This window comes from Streptomyces sp. NRRL B-24572, from assembly GCF_002156145.1.
GTDB lineage: Bacteria > Actinomycetota > Actinomycetes > Streptomycetales > Streptomycetaceae > Streptomyces > Streptomyces vietnamensis.
Genome location: NZ_MWIG01000027.1, coordinates 1 through 21,040 on the forward strand (window position 1 = coordinate 1; position 21,040 = coordinate 21,040).

A 21,040-nucleotide genomic window follows, 5' to 3' on the forward strand; every position below is an offset into this window, starting at 1 on the left:
CACTATCCGGCCGTCGGCGAGGCCCTGATCGGCGCCCTCGCCCGCTACGCGCCGTCGACCTGGGGGCCAAGGACCGAAGCCGCGTGGGTCGCCGCCTACACGACCATCTCCCAGATCATGATCGACGCGGCGACCGAGGACGAACTGCGCGCCCCCGCCTGGTGGCAGGCGGAGGTGGTCGCCCATGACATGCGCACGAAGGACATCGCGGTCGTCACGGTCCGCCCCGACCAGCCCTATCCCTTTCTCGCCGGGCAGTACACCGCCCTGGAGACGCCCTGGTGGCCGCGGGTGTGGCGGCACTACTCCTTCGCCTCGGCCCCCCGCTCCGACGGACTGCTCTCCTTCCACGTCAAGGCCGTACCGGCGGGTTGGGTCTCCAACGCCCTCGTCCACCGCGCCCGTCCCGGCGACGTCGTCCGGCTCGGTCCCCCTGCCGGCTCCATGACGGTCGACCACACCACCGACAACGGGCTGCTCTGCCTCGGCGGCGGTACCGGCATCGCGCCCATCAAGGCCCTGGTGGAGGACGTGGTGCAGCACGGCCGGCACCGCTCCGTCGACGTGTTCTACGGCGCCCGCAGCAACAACGACCTGTACGACTTCGACACCATGATGCGACTGCAGCAGTCGCACCCCTGGCTCTCGGTCCGGCCGGTCGTCGACGACGGTCCGGGCGGTCTGCCCGGGGGGCTCCCCGAGGCGGTGCGCGAGTACGGCGCGTGGCACACCCACGACGTGTACCTGTCCGGCCCGCCCGGCATGATCCGACGCGGCGTCGACACCCTGCTCGGCATGGGCGTCCCCTCCCGTCGCATACGGCACGACTCCATCGAAGGACTGGTCGGGACAACGACGTGAGCACTTTCGAACAGGCGGGGCAGCGGCGGACGCCGACGACGCCCCTGCGCACCACCCGCCCGGGCAGCGACGGCGAACACCTGGTCCAGCAGCGCCTGGGCACCACGGAGCGCGCCGACCGCTTCTACGCCGAGCAGGTCCTCGACCGACTCAACCCGCTCATGCGGGAGTTCGTGGCCCGGCAGGAGATGTTCTTCCTCGCCACCGCGGACCGGCACGGAGAGTGCGACAACACCTTCCGTGCCGGCCCGCCCGGCTTCCTCCACGTCCTGGACGACATGACGCTCGCCTATCCCGAGTACCGGGGCAACGGCGTCCACGCCAGCCTGGGCAACATCGAGGAGAACCCGCACGTCGGCGTCCTCATGGTGGACTTCCTCCGCGACCGCATCGGACTCCACGTCAACGGCCGGGCCGCGATCGTGGCCGACGAGGACATGCGCAGGGCCCACGCCACGCTCGCGATCGACCCCGTACCCGGCCGGCGGGCCCGCGTATGGATGGTGATCACCGTCGAGGAGGCGTACATCCACTGCGCCAAGCACATCCCGCACCTGCAGAGGGTCCCCGCGCGCGGCTCCGGCCGCTCCTGGGGGACGGACGACGTGAAACGCAAGGGTGGCGACTTCTTCGGAGCGGCCGCCGACGCACCGGGGCGGGGTCTGTTCCTGCCCCCGCCCCGTGCGAACGCGGCGAGTTGGCGGGCCGAGGCGGAGCGGGTCCTGGCGAGGGCGGTACGGCACGACCCCGGCACCGGCGGGCACGCTGCGACCGAATCGACGGCCGGTACGCAGAGCTTCAGCGGCTGGTTCAGCAGAAGCACTCCCGCCCGGCCCCATGCCTCACGCGCCTGAGGCCGAGCGCGCCCGCCGGAAAGGCCGGCCCTGGGACACCAGGCCTCAGGACACCAGGCCTAGGACACCAGACCCTGGCCCTCCAGCTCGGTCAGTCGTACGGTGCACAGGCCGCCGCGCTCGGTCGTCACCCCCGTCACCTTCAGCTGGGTGCCCGGAGTGAGGATGTACTCCTCCTCCCCCGTGAACGCGGAGAACCGCCGGATGCCCACCGCGCGCGCCGGCGTCACCTCGAACAGGGTCCGCCGGCCGCGACTCCCGAGGAAGGCCCGCGCCACGCTCGGCTCGGACGTGCACGACGAGACGCCCCACCACGTCACCGTGCGCCCCAGCGGGTACTGGGACCGCAGGTCGAGCGCCACACCGCGCCACAGCGGTCGCGTCTGCGCCGGCAGCTCCGCGACGGCCGAGAACAGCAGACGCAGGTACGGCAGGTACGGTTCGAGGCGCTCCCGGTCCGGGGACCTCAGCACGGCGTTGATCTCGCGGTAGAACGCCGACTCGCACGTGTACAGGTACAGCGCCGAGATCGCGTCGGCCGACAGGCCGCCCGAGGCCTCCGCATCCGCCGCCTTGGCCTCCGCGAACCGGCTCGACCGCTCGACGTAGCGGTCCAGATTCGCAAGGACCCGCGTCACCGGCTCGACGGCCTTCCGGAAGTCCATCACCGGCGTGTCGAACACCCCGGTGATCGGCGGCAGGACGAGCCCCTCGTCCTTGACGCCCGTGAGCCGCTCCAGATAGAGCTGGTGCAGCTCCATCGTCGACGCGATGAACGCGCCCATGCGCTCGGAGCCGGCCGCGTCGCTCGTGTGCCGGTCCCAGCCCTTGCTCGGCAGCCAGTCGACCGGCTCGGCCCCCACCGCCGCCAGGGCGTCGTTCACCCGGGCGAAGTGGTCCCCCTCACAGAAGACGTCCCCCTGCGCGGCCGGATTCGCGTGGTCCAGGTGCCGGACCTCGACCCCCGGGTACTTCTTCTCGAGCCGCTGGACGACCCTCTTCAGGCTCCGGGCGTGCGCGCCCCACCAGGCGAACACCACCCCGCGGTCCGCCTCGTCGGCGTCCTGCTTCGCCCGGAGGATCTCCTCGACGATCTGCTCGGCGACGGGCCGCCAGAAGGACGTGTGCCGATCGGTCGGCACCGCCCCGTCCGCGCTCGCCGTGAGGGACGCGTTCAGCAGGAGCACGCCCTGGGTGAGCATCGCCTGGAACCACTCCGGCGGCTGAACCGTGTCCTCCTTCTTCAGCAGGGCCCGGACATCGGCGATCGGCGTCTTCTTCGCGATGCCGTACTTCCACATCGCGGCCGCCTTGATGATGCAGCGAATGCTGACCACCCGGCCGAACTGGCTGTCCTTCCAGTCGTGGAAGGTGTTGTCGAACATGGCGATGCCGGTCGCGCTCTCCGCCCGCGGGTACGGGTTCTGCCCGAAGGCGACCACCTTCCACTTGTGCGGCGGATGCGGCTTCAGCGCCTGGAACGTCAGCTCGCGCACCGGCACCACCTCCGGGCTCCGCTTCGGACCGATGAAGGCGGTGGCCCCCGGCTGCGCCTCGATCACCGGGGCGAGCAGCGGCAGCCACGGCTCACCGCCGCCGGCGAACAGCTCGGCCAGCCCCAGCGGATCCGACGGCGCGGCGGGCGAAGGCTGCTCCGGCACCTTGGCCGCGGTGGGTGAAGGCTGCTCCGGCACCTTGGCCGCGGTGGGGGCAGACTGCTCCGGCACCTTGGCCGCGGTGGGGGCAGGCTGCTCCGGCACCTTGATCCGCACCCGCTGCGCCGGCCCCGCACCCTCGATGTCGTCCAGCTGGCCCAGTACCGCCGCCCGCAACTCGTCGTAGTCCGCGAACCCGTGGTCGTGGAACAGGGTGTAGCCCGTCCACATCAGATTGGCGCACACCTGCGCGGGCACCTGCCCCGTCCGCGCGCCCATCCCGACGAGGGCCACCGACCGGATGCTGCCGGGCTTCGCCAGGTTCTGCAGGTGCACCGCCTGGAAGGCGGCCGCACACGCCAGTGCCACGTTCATCGTGTCGCTGACGTTCTGCGAGGACTGCCGCATGGTCGGCGTCGAGATCAGATACCGCGGCACGGCCGCCCCGGACGGGACGCACACCGCGCTGCCCACCGGCAGGCTTCCGCCGAACCGCTCGCGGATCGCCCGCTGCACCCGCACCTGGACACCGGCACCGAGGTGCCGCTTGACGACGGCGTCGACCCCTCCGTCCATCCGGCCCCGCGCATTGGTGGGGGACACCCACGCGTCGACGTCCACGTCGAGAAGAGAGCCCTGCCGGATCTCGACCCCGGGCGTGTCCGCGAACGCGGACTTCCAGGCCGCCACCACCTCGTCGTTGACGTCGACGAGAACGACCTTCAACGCACGCTCGACACCCACGAATTCCCCCTCTTCGTCCACTCTTCCGAACGTTCTCGAAGCTATCGCCCCCCACTGACAACGCCCGTGAGCCGTGTCTCACCGGGCCGCTCCACCTTGCTATGCAACTCGTTGCATAGCAGGATCGGGCGCATGGCGCTCGACCACGCGATCCTCGTGTCCCTGCTCGAGAAGCCCGGATCCGGCTACGAGCTGGCCCGGCGCTTCGAGCGGTCCATCGGATACTTCTGGACCGCCACCCACCAGCAGATCTACCGCGTGCTCAAGCGCATGGAGAGCGACGGCTGGGTGGACGTCCGGGACGTGCCGCAGCAGGGACGCCCGGACAAGAAGGAGTACTCCGTCGCCGGGCCCGGCCGGGACGCGCTCTCCGCCTGGCTGCACGAACCGATCGAGCCCGAGAGCGTGCGGCACGACCTCGCGGTGAAGATCAGGGGAGCCGCCTTCGACGATCCGGCCGCGCTGATCGGCGAGGTCGAGCGCCACCGGCAGGCGCACACGGACCGGCTGGCCCACTACCTCGCGGGCGAGGCACGGGACTTCGGGCAGCCGTCGGCCGGCCCGCTCGACGCCGAGCGCGAGCTCCAGCACGCCGTGCTGCGCGGCGGCATCGCGTACGAGCGGATGATGCTCGCCTGGCTCGACGACGTCCTCGCCACCCTCGCCCGGTTCGAAGCCGCCCGCTGAACCGGTCCGTACCAACCCCTCATCCTTGAAAGGCGGACGTCATGGCCGACCCGCTGCTGTTCAACCCGCACACCTACGACCCCGCGCACTTCGACCCGGAGACCCGCCGACTCCTTCGCGCCACCGTCGACTGGTTCGAGGCGCGCGGCAAGCGCCGGATCATCGAGGACTACCGGACCCGCGCCTGGCTCGGCGACTTCCTCGCCTTCGCCGCGGAGGAGGGGCTCTTCGCGACCTTCCTGACGCCGTCCGCCGCCGCCGGTGAGGGCGAGGGCGACAAGCGCTGGGACACCGCCCGCATCGCCGCCCTCAACGAGATACTCGGCTTCTACGGCCTCGACTACTGGTACGCCTGGCAGGTCACCATCCTCGGCCTCGGCCCGGTCTGGCAGAGCGACAACGCCGCCGCCCGCGCCCGCGCCGCCGAACTCCTCTCCCAGGGCGAGGTGTTCGCCTTCGGTCTCTCCGAGAAGTCGCACGGCGCCGACATCTACTCCACCGACATGCTGCTCACGCCCGACGGGGACGGCGGCTTCCGCGCCACCGGGTCCAAGTACTACATCGGCAACGGCAACGCCGCCGGGCTCGTCTCGGTCTTCGGCCGCCGCACCGACGTCGAGGGCCCCGACGGCTACGTCTTCTTCGCCGCCGACAGCCGCCACCCGGCGTACCACCTCGTCAAGAACGTCGTCGACTCCTCGAAGTACGTCAGCGAGTTCCGCCTGGAGGAGTACCCGGTCGCCGCCGAGGACGTCCTGCACACCGGCCGCGCCGCCTTCGACGCCGCCCTCAACACCGTCAACGTCGGCAAGTTCAACCTGTGCACCGCCTCGATCGGCATCTGCGAGCACGCGATGTACGAGGCCGTCACCCACGCGCAGAACCGCATCCTGTACGGCCGGCCGGTCACCGTCTTCCCGCACGTGCGGCGCGAGCTGACCGACGCGTACGTCCGGCTCGTCGGCATGAAGCTGTTCAGCGACCGCGCCGTCGACTACTTCCGCACGGCCGGCCCCGACGACCGCCGCTACCTCCTCTTCAACCCGATGACGAAGATGAAGGTGACCACGGAGGGCGAGAAGGTCATCGACCTCATGTGGGACGTGATCGCCGCCAAGGGCTTCGAGAAGGACAACTACTTCGCCGAGGCCGCCGTGGAGATCCGCGGTCTGCCGAAGCTGGAGGGCACGGTCCACGTCAACCTGGCGCTGATCCTGAAGTTCATGCGCAACCACCTCCTCGACCCGGTCGCGTACGAGCCCGTCCCGAGCCGTCTGGACGCGGCCGACGACACGTTCCTCTTCCGCCAGGGTCCCGCCCGCGGCCTCGGTTCGGTCCGCTTCCACGACTGGCGCCCGGCCTACGACACGTACGCCCATGTGTCCAACGTCGCCCGCTTCCGCGAACAGGCCGACGCGCTCTGCGAGTTCGTGCTCAAGGCCGCCCCCGACGAGGAGCAGAGCCGAGACCTGGACCTGCTCCTCGCCGTCGGCCAGCTCTTCGCGCTCGTCGTCCACGGGCAGCTGGTCCTGGAGCAGGCCGCCCTGACCGGCCTCGACGAGGACGTCCTCGACGAGCTGTTCGCGGTCCTCGTCCGCGACTTCTCCGCGCACGCGGTCGAGCTGCACGGCAAGGACTCCGCGACCGAGCAGCAGCAGCTCTGGGCGCTCGGCGCCGTCCGGCGCCCCGTCGTCGACGAGGCACGGTCGGGGCGCGTCTGGCAGCGCGTCGAGGCGCTGTCGGGGGCGTACGAGATGACGCCCTGAGCGACCACTGACCGCCCCTGCCCGCCGACCCGAGGAGGGCGGCGGGCAGGGGCGGTCGCGGTGTCACGGCTTGGGCAGGGTGCAGCCCGGGCGGTTCAGGTCGATCACGTTGCCGGCGCCGATGCAGGGGACGATGATGTACGTCTCCTGGGCGTAGTTGATGCCCTGGCGGACGGTCACGACGCCGTTCTCGTCGATCTCGCACGGGTTGTTCACGGTGCAGCTCTCACCGTTCTCGTTGCCCGTGTTGTTGACCGCGACGACCTTGCCGGTGGCCGTGTCGATCACGGGCGAGCCGGAGGTGCCGCCGATCGTGTTGCACGCCGAGGTGTAGCGGACCGAGTCCTTCCAGGTCCAGTCGCCCTCCTTCATGCGGTACACGAAGCCGTCGATGCTGCAGTTGTAGATCCGCTTCCAGTACCCCGAGACCACGCTGATCGCCGAACCCTGCACCGGGTGGGTGTCGTTGAGGGTCAGGGCGCTGATGCCGTACGTGCTCTGTATCTGCGCGTACGTCTTGGTCAGCTGGTAGATCGAGATGTCCGTGTCGGTCATCGTGCCGTACGCGATCTTGCTGGCGCGCAGGGTGCCGACACCGGTGCCGGCCGAGTTGAGCAGCGTGAACGAGCGGCTGGAGCGCTTGTTCACGACGACCTGGCCGGGCCCCGGCATGCCGGTCTCCAGGCAGTGCCCGTTGGAGAGGACGAGCGCGGGGTCGCTCGGCAGGGAGCTGGGCGTGCGGACGACGGAGCCGGAACAGTTGCTGAGCGCGACCGTTCCCGCGAAGTCGACTGCGGCCACGGCCGGTGCCTGTGCCTGTGCCTGTGCCTGTGCGACCGTCTCCCGGGGTGCGGAGGCCGCGGCCGGGACCGCCGCCGCTCCTGTCAGGAGCAGGGCGAGCAGGGCGCCGGCGAGAGGCTTCTTCATGTGGGGGTTCCCCTCTGAATGACCATGCAACCGAGAATCCTTCGGTTGTCATGTGCATTCTTGGAAAGGAGTTGCCCAAGTGGCAAGAGGGCGTGCGGTGTTGAGAGGTGGCACGCGTGTCAAGCGGGTCGGCGAGATGATCACTCGTTCGTGAGTTCCGCCGTCGTCCTCGCGCGTCGGGCGCAAGGCTGGGAGGAGTGACGTCGACGTTGCGGGGTTGAGGGAGTGGGTGTGACGCGAGAGACGGGATCCCGTGGGGGCCTGGACGAGCGGGCGGTGTTATTGGCGGCGGGTCTCGCGGATCTGGCGGTGAGCACGCTGGGGTCGGGACTCGGGCTCGTACGGGGACTGCTGAGGCGCTCGGACGCCGTCGAGGTGGCGGCCGAGGCCGAGCGGGACCTGGAGGCGCGCGGCCGTCTCGTGCTCGACCGGTACATGTCCCCGCCCCCCGCCCACCTGGAGGTCCTCGCCCGGCACGTCCTTGCGCGGCGGGCCGGCGACGGTGGCTGAGCGGTGGGAGTCGGCCGCGTTCAAGGCGCGCGTCGACGAGGTGCTGCGGAGTCATGCCGCCGAAGAGGCCGACCGGTTGACGGCGGTGGACCCGGCACTCGGCCCGGTGGCGGAGCAGCTGGAGGCGGCGGTCGCGGACGGCAAGCGGCTGCGGGCGGCGTTCTGCTACTGGGGCTGGCGCGCGGCGGGGCAGCCCGACAGCGACGCGCTGGTGCGGGCGGCGGCCTCCATGGAGCTGGTGCACGCGGCCGCCGTCGTGCACGACGACCTGATCGACGACAGTCCGCTGCGGCACGGCCGGCCCACCGCGCACATCGCCCTGCGCGCCGCGTTGGAACACCACCCGCGGGCCGCCGCCGGGGCCAGGTCGCTCGCGATGCTCGTCGGCGACCTGCTCATGTCGCTCGCCGGGCAGCTCTTCGTCACCAGCGGCCTGCCCGCCGCCTACCTCGGCCGGGCCCGCCCGCTCTGGGCGGCGCTCGCCCGGGACCTCGTCGCGGGGGAGTGCCTGGAGATCCTGCACACGGGGGCCGTCCCGGACACGACGGCCTCACTGAAGGTGATCCGCTACAAGACCGCCAAGTACACCGTCGAGCAGCCCCTGCTGATCGGCGGCGCCCTGGCCGGGGCCGGCGGGCGGCTGCGGGAGGGCTACTCCGCGTACGGAGTGCCGCTGGGCGAGGCGTTCCAGCTGAGGGACGACCTGCTCGGCCTGTTCGGCGACCCGGAGAGCACCGGGAAGGCCGGCGCCGACGACGTCCGCGGGCACCGCCCCACGACCCTGCTCGCGGAGACCTGGCGGCTCGCCGGCGACGAGGACCGCGGGCGGCTGCGCGAGCTGCTCGGCCGGCCCGAGTCCGACGGGGCCGCCCTGGAAGCCGTACGCGAGGTGATGCGGCGGCTCAGGGCGCCCGACCGTGTCGAGGCCCTGATCGCCGACCGTGTCGATGAGGCCCTGAGCGCCCTCGACGAGCTGAACCTGCCCGCGGCCCCCGCCGCCGCGCTCACCGCCCTGGCGCACTCGGCGACGGTCCGCCGTTCCTGAGCACCGAGAGAACGAGGAGCCTTCCCATGACCCTGACCGACGCCTCGATGGACGCCCTGCGGCGGACCGGCGACGAACTCGCCGACGCCACGGTCGCCACCCTCTTCGAACGCGGGGAGGTGGGCACGTTCAACACCCTCATGCGGTACGTCTCCACCGCGGGCGCCCCGCTCCCGGACGGGCTGCCCGACGTCGCCCGGGAGTACCTCCACGCCACGAGCGCCCCGCCGGCCTGGGTCGACTGGGCGGAGATGGAGAAGGCCCGGCTCTTCTTCATCGACAACAACGTGCACATCTCCACCGCGCTCTCCTTCGCCTCCATGCCCGCCTGCTACCTCGTCCCGCACGTGGCGAAGCTGCTGTCGGCGACGCACGGCCTGAAGTACCCCTCCAAGCGGATGGCGGAGACCGGACAGTTCACGGTCTACCTGATGCAGCCCGACGCCTTCGAGGCCGGCAGCCGCTTCATCCCCGCCGCGCAGAAGGTCCGCCTGCTGCACGCCTCCATCCGGCACCACCTCCGGCGCGAGAACCGCTGGGACGTCGAGGCGGCGGGGGTGCCGATCTGTCAGGAGGACATGATCGGCGGGCAGATGTTCTTCTCGATGCTCGTCCTCGACAGCCTGCACCGCCTCGGCATCCACATGTCCTCCGAGGGGGCCGACGCCTACTACTACGCCTGGCGCGTGGTCGGCGCCATGCTGGGCGTCGACCAGGACGCCGTCCCCAAGACCCTCGAAGAGGCCCGCCGCTTCCTCGACCGGTACATGATCCGGCACATGGGGCCGTCCCCCGAGGGCGTCCAGCTGACCCGGCAGCTGATCGACCTGTACGAGGAGGTCGTCCCCGGCACCTTCTTCGACCCGATCGTCTCCGCGCTCATCCGCTACCTCGTCGGAGACACCTGCGGCGACTGGCTGGACGTCCCCCGCACCCCCTGGGACACCGTCGTCAAGTCCGTCCCCCACCTCCTCGGCGTCCTGGAGACCATCGAGGACCGCTCCCCGCTGGGCGCCTGGGCCCTGGACCGCCTCGGCCACCTCACCACTGTCATGGAACTCTCCTCCCTCACGCGCGGGCGCGTCATGCACTACGCCATCCCCGAGCACCTCAAGAAGGACTACGGCGTCCCGGCGGGACCGCCGCGCACCCGCCGCTGGACCCCGCCGGCGGCCACCGTCTCGCCGTAACGCCCCCTCACCCCGCTGACCACCGGAAACGAGGGTGAAGAGCACCCCGGAAGCCTGGTAGATTGTTCTCTGTCGCCACGGGGGAAACCCCGGAACGACAATCACACCTAGTCCGGGTGGCGGAATGGCAGACGCGCTAGCTTGAGGTGCTAGTGCCCTTTATCGGGCGTGGGGGTTCAAGTCCCCCCTCGGACACAAGACATGCACCACGTGGTGGTCGGGATGGATCCCGGCCGCCACGTGGTGTTTTCGCGTGTCGTCACGGGAATCGGGGGTGGCCGATGAGTCCGGGTGGGTCGCGCCGTACAGCGGCCGGAGTCCTGCTGCTGATCGCGCTCGTCGGCGGCTGCGCCGGGGCGGCCGAGCCGCCGGCCCGCACGGCGTCGCAGCAGGCGCCGGAGATCGAGAGGGACCGGAAGCCGGTGGAGAGGCGGTTCCCGCAGTTCGGGAACTTCACCGGCGTCGCATGGGCGGCGGCCCCGCTCGGCGTGGCGGACTCCCGGGTGCCCGGGCCCACCGACGTACGGATGTCCGGTGTGGTGACCCTCGCGAAGGCGGACGTCCGGCGGCTGCTGAAGGAGTACCACTGGGCGCCCGCCGAGGAGTTGCCGGACGTCCTCGGGAGCGTCGCGCCCCTGGTGCCCGCGGGCGCGGCGTGGCGGACGAGCGGGGCGTTCACCTCGGCTGTCACCGGGGAGGCCTACCCGGCTTCGTTCCACCTCGATCCCGTGGCGGGGGTGATGGTCTTCGACGCGGTCGACCCGACGGCCGTTGAAGGCTCCTGACCTCGGCCGCGTCCCCGACCGGACGGTCGGACGAAAATCCTTGGACCGCGACAGTACCCGCGCGGGAGACTCCCTTTGCTCATGTTCGACACGACAGCACAGGGTTGGGTATGGGATCGCCAGAAAAACCTGAAACATCCGAATCGAAAGAGAGTTTGCCGAACAAGGGCTCGGTACTCCTCGCCGTCCGCTTCTACGGACGGGAACTGCTCCGCCTCCGATGGCTGGCCGCCCCCGCCCTGCTGCTGCCGGCGCTCGGCAACATCGGCACCAACTACATCGCCCCCCTGGTCGTCGCCAAGCTCGTCGGCCGCATCGCCGGCGAAGGCACCGGCGGAGGGCTCGGCCCCCTGATTCCGTACGTCCTCGTCTTCGCCGGCGTTCTGCTGCTCGCGGAGGCCCTGATCCGCCTCGGACTGCACTGCCTGAACCGCGTCGACGCCCGCGGCATCGAGAACCTGTACGTCATCGGCATGGACGAACTGTTCGCCAAGGACGCCGCGTTCTTCCACGACAACTTCGCGGGATCGCTCACCAAACGGGTCCTCAGCTTCGCCTCCCGCTTCGAGGAGTGCATCGACACCCTGACCTTCTCGGTCATGGGCAACTTCGTGCCGCTGGTGTTCGCCTCGGTGGTGCTCTGGCAGTACGACCCGCTGCTCGTGGTCGGACTCCTGGTCCTCATCACGATCACGGGCGCGTGCGTGGTGCCCCTGATTCGGCGCCGGCAGGCACTCGTCGCCCGGCGCGAACAGGCGATCGCCCGGGTGTCGGGCCACGTCGCCGACAGCCTGACGAACATGGACACCGTCCGCTCCTTCGGCGCCGAGGAGCGCGAGGCCGCCGAGCACCGGTCCCGCGTCGCGGAGTCGCGGAAGCTCACGCTGCGCTCCTGGGACTACGGCAACCTGCGCATCGAGACGCTCATCGCGCCGATGTCCGTCCTGACGAACGTCCTCGGACTCGTCCTCGCCGTCACCCTCGGCGGCGGGGAGCACGGCGTGGAGGCCGTCATCGTCGCCTTCACGTACTACGCCAACGCGACCCGGATCATGTTCGAGTTCAACCAGATCTACCGGCGCCTGGAGAGCTCGATGACGGAGGCCGCGCAGTTCACCGAACTGCTCCTCGACCGGCCGACCGTCCTCGACCCGGAGACCCCGGAACCCCTCCGGCCCGAGGGCGCCGCGGTGCGCTTCGAGAAGGTCACCTTCGCCCACGCGGGCGCGAAGCCGCTCTTCGAGGGCCTCGACCTGGACGTGCCCAGCGGCGCGAAGATCGGATTCGTGGGCCGGTCCGGCGGCGGCAAGACCACCCTCACCCGGCTGCTGCTCCGGATGACGGACATCGACGGCGGCCGGATCACCATCGGAGGCCAGGACATCAGCCGGCTCCGGCAGGCCGAACTGCGCAGCCTGATCGCGTACGTGCCGCAGGACCCCGCCATGTTCCACCGCACCCTGCGGGAGAACATCGCCTTCGCCCGGCCGGACGCCACCGACGCCGAGATCCGGCGCGCGGCCGAGGCGGCGCACGTCACCGAGTTCGTGGACGCCCTCCCCGAAGGCTTCGACACCATGGTCGGCGAGCGCGGCGTGAAGCTGTCCGGCGGCCAGCGCCAGCGGGTCGCCCTCGCCCGGGCGATCCTGCGGGACGCGCCGGTCCTCCTCCTCGACGAGGCGACCAGCGCACTGGACTCCGAGAGCGAGATGCTCGTGCAGGACGCCCTGTGGCGGCTCATGGACGGGCGGACGGCGCTGGTGGTCGCCCACCGGCTGTCCACGGTGGCCACGATGGACCGGCTCGTCGTCCTCGACCGCGGACGGATCGTCGAGCAGGGCACGCACCAGGAGCTCCTCACCGCCGAGGGCGCCTACGCGAAGCTCTGGCAGCACCAGTCGGGCGGCTTCCTCGACGACACCCCCACGGGGGCAGGCGTGCACTGACGCCGGCCCCTCGGAGGGTTTTCCACAGGTTGCTCCTGGTCGGGCCGGGGTGTCGGTGCGGACGGATAGGCTTCAGAAATGGTCCTTTCCGACGCCTCTGCCGCTCCTGACGCTCCTGCCGCCCCCGACGACTCCGCCGAGATCTCCGACGCCGCCCGGGTGCTGCACCGCGTCTTCGGCTACAGCTCCTTCCGCGGGGAGCAGCAGGAGATCATCGAGCAGGTCGTCGGCGGCGGCGACGCGCTCGTCCTGATGCCGACCGGCGGCGGCAAATCGCTCTGCTACCAGATCCCGGCCCTGGTCAGAGCGGGTACGGGCGTCGTGATCTCGCCCCTCATCGCCCTGATGCAGGACCAGGTGGACGCGCTCAGGGCGCTGGGCGTGCGGGCCGGCTTCCTGAACTCGACACAGGACCCGTACGAGCGGCAGGCCGTCGAGCAGGCGTTCCTCGCGGACGAGCTCGACCTGCTCTACCTGGCCCCCGAGCGGCTCCGCACCGAGGGCACCCAGCGGCTGCTCGACCGGGGCACGGTGTCGCTCTTCGCGATCGACGAGGCGCACTGCGTCGCCCAGTGGGGCCACGACTTCCGGCCCGACTACCTCGCCCTGTCCATGCTCCACGAGCGGTGGCCGAAGGTGCCGCGGATCGCGCTGACGGCGACCGCCACCCCGGCCACCCACGCCGAGATCGCGAAGCGGCTCGGCCTCGAGGACGCCCGGCACTTCGTCGCCGGCTTCGACCGGCCGAACATCCAGTACCGCATCGTCCCGAAGAACAACCCGCTCAAGCAGCTCCTGGAGCTGATCAGGACCGAGCACGAGGGGGACGCGGGCGTCGTCTACTGCCTCTCGCGCGCCTCGGTGGAGAAGACGGCGGCCGCCCTCGTGGAGCACGGCATCGACGCCGTCCCGTACCACGCCGGCATGGACGCCCGGACGCGCGCGGCGAACCAGGCCCGCTTCCTGCGGGAGGACGGGGTCGTCGTGGTCGCGACCATCGCCTTCGGCATGGGCATCGACAAGCCCGACGTCCGCTTCGTGGCCCACCTCGACCTGCCGAAGTCGGTCGAGGGCTACTACCAGGAGACCGGCCGCGCGGGCCGCGACGGCGAGCCGGCCACGGCCTGGCTGGCGTACGGCCTCCAGGACGTCGTCCAGCAGCGCAAGATGATCGACGGCTCCGAGGGCGACGAGACGCACCGCCGCTCCCTGGCCATGCACCTGGACGCCATGCTCGCCCTCTGCGAGACGGTCGACTGCCGCCGCGTGCGGCTCCTGGAGTACTTCGGGCAGACCGGCAAGCCCTGCGGCAACTGCGACGCCTGCCTGACGCCGGGCGAGTCCTGGGACGGGACCGTCGCCGCGCAGAAGCTGCTGTCCACGGTGTGGCGGCTGGCGAAGGAGCGGCGCCAGAAGTTCGGCGCCGGCCAGATCATCGACATCCTCCAGGGCAAGAGGACGGCCAAGGTCATCCAGTTCGACCACGACCAGCTGTCGGTGTTCGGCGTCGGCTCGGACCTGGGCACCGCCGAGTGGCGCGGGGTCGTCCGCCAGCTCCTCGCGCAGCGGCTGCTCGCGGTGGAGGGCGACTACGGGACGCTCGTGCTCACCGAGGACAGCGGCGAGGTCCTCGGCGGGCGCCGCCAGGTCCCGATGCGCAAGGAGAAGGCGGTCGCCCCCGCCCGCAAGGAGCCCGGGACCCGATCCGGCAAGGGTGCCCGCGTACCGGTCGACCTGCCCGCGGCCGCCGTGCCGGTCTTCGAGGCGCTCCGCGCCTGGCGGGCCGCGACGGCGCGCGAGCAGGGCGTGCCGGCGTACGTCGTCTTCCACGACGCCACGCTCCGCGAGATCGCGACCCGCATGCCCGCCACCGTCGAGGAGCTCGGCACCGTCGGCGGCGTCGGCGAGGCCAAGCTCACCAAGTACGCCGAGGGCGTCCTCGACACCCTCGCCCAGACCGGCGGCGCGGGGAGCGGCGATGCGGGTCCCGACGGGGCCCCCGCCTCCTCCGCGCCCGCGGCTCCGGCCGCGCCCGCGGTCCCGGCGCCTGCCGCCGCCCCGGCCGCCTCCATGCCGTCGGCGCGCAGGGCGGAGCCGGACGTTCCGCCGTTCTACGACGAGGAGCCGCCGTTCGACTTCGACGAGCTCGAACCGCCGTGGGACGAGGACGAGTAGCCCCGGGCATCCCGGGCGCCGGAGGCCGTATCGAGACATTCGATACGGCCTCCGGTCGTTTTCGAGTGGTGGAACAGCGGTGGAACACGGCCGGGGGAGTCGTTGACGGAGGGCGGCAAGTCGCGGCTCCCGGAGGCGCTTTGACCAGCGATGATCTTCGGATGTACGGTTCTTCCGAGTCTCCCGGGGGGCGGCTGGGGTACGCCTCGGACGCGGATGACGACGACGGCACGGGCCGGAGCGCAGTGCGCTTTTCGGCCACTGCTCCAGGGCGCCACCGAACCGCCCCCGCGCGGCGACCAGGACCCCTGAGACCACGCACGTGAGGAACCCTCCGCCGATGACGAGCAGTCTGCACGGAATCCTGCGGACGGGTACGACACTGGCCGTGGCCGCCGTCGTCCTGACCGGGTGCTCCACCGGGCAGCCGCAGGCGGGGCCCACCGCGCCGGCCGCCGTCACCGTCACGCCGCGCTCCGCCGCCGACCCCTCGACCTGGACCCTGCCCATGCAGGCGTACCGCCCCACCGCCGAGCAGACCAGGACCCTCGCCCGCGCCGAGCAGAAGCTGGTCGGCCGCTGCCTCGAGGACTTCGGGATCGTCTGGAAGCCGGCGCCTGCGCTTCCCCCGGTCGGCCCGAAGAACATGCTCGACTGGCGGTACGGCATCCATGACGCCCGGATGTCCGCGAAGTTCGGCTACCAGGTCGACCCGGCCCAACAGGCCCGCTACGAAAAGGCGTTGAAGGCTGCCGACGCACAGCCGCAGCTCTCCGCCGACGCCCAGCTGGTCCTGGGCGGCACCGACGTCCCCGCCGAACTCCTGCAGCAGGTCGGCCCCGAGGCGCGGCGCGGCTTCTACGGCGGGCGGAAGATCCCCGAAGGCGGCTGCTTCGGCCGGGCCCGCCGGACCCTGGGCGGTTCGGTGCAGGGAGTCTCCCCGCTGGTCCAGCGGCTCACCAGCGACTCGTACCCCACGTCCATGGAAGACCCGCTGGTGAAGGCGGCGTTCGCGCGCTGGTCCGCCTGCATGAAGACCAAGGGCTTCACGTACCCGGCGCCCATGGCCGCCAACGACGACCCCCGGTTCCGGCCGGGTCCCGGGGGCGCGTCCCGCGTCGAGATCGACACGGCGCTCGCCGACATCGGCTGCCGCGCCACGCACCGGGTCGCGGAGATCTGGCACGAGGCGGAGACCCGGATCCAGCGCGCGTCGATCACGCGCAACGCCGCGGCGCTCGCGGCGGACCGCCGCGCCCTCGACACCAGCCTGCGCAAGGCCGCGGACGTCCTCGCCCGCCCCTGACCCGCCTTGCCTCCCTCTTCTCTTTCCTCTGCTCTTTCCTCTGCCGATTCCGTTCCGACGATCACTCCGGAGACCCTTATGCAGACCACCTCGCGCGGCCGCCTGCGCACCGCCCTCGTCGCCGCCGTGATGGGCGCCTCCGCCCTGACCGGCGCGGGCACGGCCCACGCGGAGGGCGACCCCACCGCCTGGATCTCCAGCGACGAGGACACCATCATGTCCAGCCAGAAGTGCGCCGGCTCGTCGGAGGAGTTCCGCTTCCGTCTCTACTACAGCCCCAACTACTCGGGCGCCTGGGTCAACATCGGCCACAACATCTACGACATGCTGGCCCTCAAGATGCCGTACACCCCGGCCATGCCGCTCCGCTTCTGCGACAACACCGGCTCGGGCAGCGGCCAGGTCGCCGGCAACAACGCGGCCTCCGCCTACAACTGGTACGACGGCTACAGCGCCTCCGTGTACTACAGCGCCGGCTACAAGGGCGCCTACGACTTCGTCCAGCGCCGGTCCGGCGTCTCCACGCTCGTGAACACCCGGAACGACAACCGCTCCATCCAGTTCAGCAGCTCCTGGTAGTCGCTCACGCGGGCTGCGGCGTGAGGCGCCGCAGCCCCCTGCGGTCGTAGTAGTGCGTCATGGCGAACCCGAACGCCAGGGCGAGCACCGTGCCGACCGCGATCATGATCCAGCCGCGGGCGAGACCCGCGTCGGCCCGGGCGTCGAAGTACAGGATGGACCGGACGCCCGAGCTGAGCTGGTGCATCGGCTCGAAGATCCCCAGGAAGCGGTAGAACGCGGGGGTCGCCTCCAGCGGGACGGTCGCCCCGGAGGAGGGGAGGGCCAGGGCGATGAAGATGAACATGGACACGAGCTGCCCGATGCCCCCGAAAGCCGCGTTGATGGCCTGGACGCCGAGGCCGACGGCGACCGTCGCGCAGTAGGAGAAGAGCCACAGCATCGGGATGTGGTCGGCGTCCATGCCCAGGATCGCGATCGTGGCGACCATGACGAGCGTGGTGGTCAGGAGCGCGATCCCGGCCGTCATCAGCATCTTCAGGACGAGCGTCTGGGTGCGGCTGATGGGGACGGTCGGGTGGCGGGTGTGCCAGGGCCCGATCTCGCTGTCGGCGTAGCCGAGCGCGGTGTCGACACCGGCGTTGACCAGGTTTCCGCCGATGAAGCCGCCCAGGACGAGCAGCAGCGTGTAGTAGAAGGCGGTCAGGCCCAGGCCGCTGTGCCGGCCGATCGGATGGCCGACGCGGGTCGTGATCGCGACGGGGTCGGTCAGGAGCAGCCGTGTGGTCGGTACGGCGGTGGTGGCCGCGAGCTGCTTGCCGATGGTCAGCGAGGCCTGGTGTGCCGCGCTCTGGTTGATCTGGGCGGCCAGGGACGAGCCCAGGCTGCCGAGGCCGGGATTGGTGAGCACGGTGAGCGTCGGGCGGACCGTCGCCCGGTTCGTGGTCAGCGCGGCGACGGACGCGGTGAAGTCCTTCGGGACGACCAGGGCGCCGAAGACCTTGCCCGAGGCCATCGCGTCCTGTGCCGCCGCGAGGTCGAGGCGGCGCCAGTCGATGGTGGTCTTCGAGGAGCCCACCGCGGCGACCGAGTCGGTGATCTGCTTCCCCAGGTTCTCCCGCTGCCCCGGCAGCGGACGGCCCTGGTCCTCGTCGACCAGGGCGATGGGCAGCCGGTCCAGGTGGTCGTTCGGGCTGAGGATGCCGCCCATGTAGAGGAGTGACAGCAGCAGCGACACCAGGGCGCACAGGACGGTCGGTACGAGCCACAGCTTGGCGTGCCGTACGAGCGTGGTGGCACGGACCTGTGGACCGGTGCCGGTGCCGGTGCCGGGCTCGGGTTCCGGGGCGTTCGGGGGGATCGCGGAGGTCATGGGGCCATGGTCGGCGGACGGGGCCGCGATCCGGGCATTTCGGTCGGCCGTGCGGGTGGGCGTGTCGGACGCACCGTCGGTCCCGCTCCGATTGCGGAGGCGTGGGCGCCGGGTTTGAGTGGGGAGGCCCCCTCTCGCGTTTCCAGGAGCTGTCATGTCGATGGCGTTCGGTTCACCCTTCGGTTCGTCGGATCCGTTCAGCGACCTGTTCAACCGGTTCTTCGGGATGTCACCCGCCTCCTCGCCCCCGGCGGTGCAGCGCGTGCCCATCGGACGTCTGCTGACCGAGTCCGCCCACGAACTGCTGAACACGGCCGCGCGCAAGGCCGACGAGGACGGCAGCACCGACCTCGACACGGAACACCTCCTGTGGGCGGCGACCCAGATCGAGCCCACCCGCCGGCTCCTCTCCCAGGGCGGGGTGAACCCCGACAAGCTCGCCGAACAGCTCGCCGGGGTCCTTCCCCGGGAGTCCGCCGAACCGTCCGCCGAGCCCGGGCTGACCCCGGCGGCCAAGCGGACCCTCGCGACCGCCCACGCCTACTCGCAGGCGGCCGGGGTCTCGTACATCGGCCCGGAGCACATCCTCAGCGCCCTCCTGCGCGACCCCGACTCCGGCGCCTCCCGCTTCCTGCGGGCCGAGGACCTGGACGTGCAGAAGCTGCGCGGCCTCACCGACCAGGCGGCCCGCCCGGAGCCGGGCGCCCCCGCCGCCGCGAAGCAGCCGGCCACGACCCTCGACGAGTACGGCCGCGACCTCACGGAGGAGGCGAGGGCGGGCAGGCTCGACCCGGTCGTCGGGCGGTCCGACGAGATCGAGCAGACCGTCGAGATCCTCTCCCGCCGCTCCAAGAACAACCCCGTGCTCATCGGCGAGCCCGGCGTCGGCAAGACCGCCATCGTGGAGGGCCTCGCCCAGCGGATCGTCGCGGGCGAGGTGCCGGACACGCTCAAGGACAAGCGGGTCGTCTCCCTCGACCTGTCCGGCATGGTCGCCGGAGCGCAGTACCGCGGGCAGTTCGAGGAACGCCTGAAGAAGGTCATCGAGGACGTCCAGCAGGCCGAGGGCGAGATCATCCTCTTCATCGACGAACTCCACACGGTCGTCGGCGCCGGAGCCACCGGCGAGGGCTCCATGGACGCGGGCAACATGCTCAAGCCCGCCCTCGCCCGCGGCGAACTGCACGTCGTGGGCGCCACCACCATCGACGAGTACCGCAAGCACATCGAGAAGGACGCCGCCCTCGAACGCCGCTTCCAGCCCGTCCTGATCCCGGAGCCGACCGTCGAGGAGACCGTGCAGATCCTCGAAGGACTGCGGGACGCGTACGAGGCCCACCACCAGGTCCGCTTCGCCGACGGCGCCCTCGCGGCGGCGGCCGAACTCTCCGACCGCTACATCAGCGACCGCTTCCTGCCCGACAAGGCCATCGACCTCATGGACCAGGCCGGCGCGCGCGTACGGCTCCGCAGCGGCGGCCGCTCCACCGAGGTCGTCAGCCGCGAGGACAGGCTCGCCAAGCTGGGGCGCGAGAAGGACCAGGCCGTCGCCCGCGAGGACTTCGAGAGGGCCAAGGAGCTCAAGGAGCAGATGGCCGAGATCGAGGGCGAGCTCGCCGGGATCGAGGAGCGCCGCGAGGGCGTCGTCTCGGTCACCGCCGCCGACATCGCCGACATCGTCTCCCGCCGCACCGGCATCCCCGTCTCGCAGCTCACCGCCAGCGAGAAGGAGAGGCTCCTCAAGCTGGAGGAGGAGATGCACGCCCGGATCGTCGGCCAGGACGAGGCGGTCACCGCCGTCTCCGAGGCCGTGCGCCGCAACCGGGCGGGCATGGGCGACCCGAACAGGCCCGTCGGCTCCTTCCTCTTCCTCGGTCCCACGGGCGTCGGCAAGACCGAACTCGCCAAGACCCTCGCCGAGCTGCTCTTCGGCGCCGAGGACCGCATGATCCGCTTCGACATGAGCGAGTTCCAGGAGAAGCACACCGTCGCCCGGCTCGTCGGCGCGCCTCCCGGATACGTCGGCTACGAGGAGGCCGGCCAGCTCACCGAGAAGGTCCGCCGCCAGCCGTACAGCGTCGTCCTCTTCGACGAGATCGAGAAGGGGCACCCCGACGTCTTCAACACGCTGCTCCAGATCCTCGACGACGGCCGCCTCACCGACGGACAGGGCCGCACGGTCGACTTCCGCCACTGCGTCGTCATCATGACGTCCAACATCGGCGCCCACCGCATCCTCGCCCACGAGGGCGACGCGGCCGAGCTCAAGGACGAGCTGATGGAGGACCTGCGGGGACGCTTCCTGCCCGAGTTCCTCAACCGCATCGACGACATCATCGTCTTCCACAGCCTCACCGAGGAGGACCTGTCGGAGATCGTCGACCACCTCCTCGACCGCAGCAAGCACCGCGTCCACGCGCAGGGCATGACCCTGGAGGTCACCGAGGCGGCGAAGAAGCTCCTCGTCGCCCACGGCTACCAGCCGGCGTTCGGCGCCCGGCCGCTGCGCCGCACGATCCAGACGGAGCTCGACAACCGCGTCGCCTCCCTGCTGCTCGGCGGCGAGGCCGACCCCGGCGACACGATCGTCGCGGACGTCATCGAGGACTCGCTGCACTGCACGGTCCGCAAGCACGAGGCCGTGGGGAGCGGCGCCACGGCGGCCTGACGGCCGCCGCACACGAGCAGGGCAGGGGCC

At 71.2% G+C, this 21,040-nt stretch carries 16 protein-coding genes and 1 tRNA gene; 14 read left to right on the top strand and 3 right to left on the bottom strand.

What is annotated here, in order from left to right; genetic code table 11:
- The coding region (locus CCN56_RS01605) for an FAD-binding oxidoreductase (RefSeq protein WP_086822503.1) at positions 1–861 on the top strand (861 nt) is incomplete at its 5' end.
- Entirely contained in the window at positions 858–1,715 is an 858-nt protein-coding gene (locus tag CCN56_RS01610) for a pyridoxamine 5'-phosphate oxidase family protein (protein ID WP_086822506.1), read from the top strand. The genes CCN56_RS01605 and CCN56_RS01610, both read left to right, overlap by 4 nt.
- Positions 1,716–1,774: 59 nt before the next feature.
- Here the strand turns inward: CCN56_RS01610 and CCN56_RS01615 are convergent, their stop codons facing one another.
- Entirely contained in the window at positions 1,775–4,114 is a 2,340-nt protein-coding gene (locus CCN56_RS01615) for an ADP-ribosyltransferase domain-containing protein (protein WP_256961655.1), read from the bottom strand.
- 132 nt (positions 4,115–4,246) lie between these two features.
- Between CCN56_RS01615 and CCN56_RS01625 the strand changes: the two genes are divergently transcribed.
- Positions 4,247–4,801, top strand: a complete 555-nt coding sequence (locus CCN56_RS01625; RefSeq protein WP_086822510.1) for a PadR family transcriptional regulator — start codon at positions 4,247–4,249, stop codon at positions 4,799–4,801.
- 41 nt (positions 4,802–4,842) lie between these two features.
- Positions 4,843–6,567, top strand: a complete 1,725-nt coding sequence (locus tag CCN56_RS01630; protein WP_086822512.1) for an acyl-CoA dehydrogenase family protein — start codon at positions 4,843–4,845, stop codon at positions 6,565–6,567.
- A gap of 63 nt (positions 6,568–6,630) precedes the next feature.
- Here CCN56_RS01630 and CCN56_RS01635 read toward each other — a convergent pair whose 3' ends face one another.
- On the bottom strand, positions 6,631–7,494 hold the full coding sequence (locus CCN56_RS01635; protein ID WP_086822515.1) for a serine protease: 864 nt from the start codon (positions 7,492–7,494) through the stop codon (positions 6,631–6,633).
- 231 nt (positions 7,495–7,725) lie between these two features.
- Here CCN56_RS01635 and CCN56_RS01640 point away from each other — a divergent pair, with 231 nt between their 5' ends.
- From CCN56_RS01640 to CCN56_RS01680, 9 genes are all read left to right on the top strand, one after another.
- A complete protein-coding gene (locus tag CCN56_RS01640) occupies positions 7,726–8,004 on the top strand; it encodes a polyprenyl synthetase (protein WP_086822518.1) in 279 nt (92 codons plus the stop codon).
- Entirely contained in the window at positions 7,997–9,049 is a 1,053-nt protein-coding gene (locus tag CCN56_RS01645) for a polyprenyl synthetase family protein (protein ID WP_086822550.1), read from the top strand. Before CCN56_RS01640 ends, CCN56_RS01645 begins: the two co-directional genes overlap by 8 nt.
- Positions 9,050–9,075: 26 nt before the next feature.
- Positions 9,076–10,239 (top strand): oxygenase MpaB family protein, encoded by a 1,164-nt coding sequence (locus tag CCN56_RS01650; RefSeq protein WP_086822521.1) that lies wholly within the window; start codon positions 9,076–9,078, stop codon positions 10,237–10,239.
- A gap of 110 nt (positions 10,240–10,349) precedes the next feature.
- Positions 10,350–10,434, top strand: a tRNA-Leu gene (locus CCN56_RS01655).
- Positions 10,435–10,520: 86 nt separating this feature from the next.
- Complete coding sequence (locus CCN56_RS01660) at positions 10,521–11,024, top strand: hypothetical protein (RefSeq protein ID WP_086822523.1); 504 nt, start codon at positions 10,521–10,523, stop codon at positions 11,022–11,024.
- Positions 11,025–11,134: 110 nt separating this feature from the next.
- A complete protein-coding gene (locus CCN56_RS01665; protein ID WP_086822525.1) occupies positions 11,135–12,970 on the top strand; it encodes an ABC transporter ATP-binding protein in 1,836 nt (611 codons plus the stop codon).
- Between the two features lie 78 nt (positions 12,971–13,048).
- Positions 13,049–15,145: a DNA helicase RecQ gene (recQ, locus tag CCN56_RS01670; RefSeq protein WP_086822527.1), complete on the top strand. Its 2,097-nt coding sequence runs from the start codon at positions 13,049–13,051 to the stop codon at positions 15,143–15,145.
- Between the two features lie 340 nt (positions 15,146–15,485).
- A complete protein-coding gene (locus CCN56_RS01675; protein ID WP_086822529.1) occupies positions 15,486–16,451 on the top strand; it encodes a hypothetical protein in 966 nt (321 codons plus the stop codon).
- Between the two features lie 78 nt (positions 16,452–16,529).
- Positions 16,530–17,030 carry a hypothetical protein gene (locus CCN56_RS01680; protein ID WP_086822532.1) on the top strand — a complete coding sequence of 167 codons (501 nt, stop codon included), beginning with the start codon at positions 16,530–16,532 and terminating at the stop codon, positions 17,028–17,030.
- A 4-nt stretch (positions 17,031–17,034) separates the two neighbouring features.
- On the opposite strand, the gene CCN56_RS01685 is transcribed toward CCN56_RS01680, so the two are convergent.
- The gene (locus CCN56_RS01685) at positions 17,035–18,342 is read right to left on the bottom strand and encodes a YhgE/Pip domain-containing protein (protein ID WP_086822534.1); all 1,308 of its coding nucleotides are present in this window, start codon (positions 18,340–18,342) and stop codon (positions 17,035–17,037) included.
- Positions 18,343–18,496: 154 nt separating this feature from the next.
- Here CCN56_RS01685 and CCN56_RS01690 point away from each other — a divergent pair, with 154 nt between their 5' ends.
- Entirely contained in the window at positions 18,497–21,010 is a 2,514-nt protein-coding gene (locus tag CCN56_RS01690) for an ATP-dependent Clp protease ATP-binding subunit (protein ID WP_086822537.1), read from the top strand.
- The last annotated feature ends 30 nt before the right edge of the window (positions 21,011–21,040 follow it).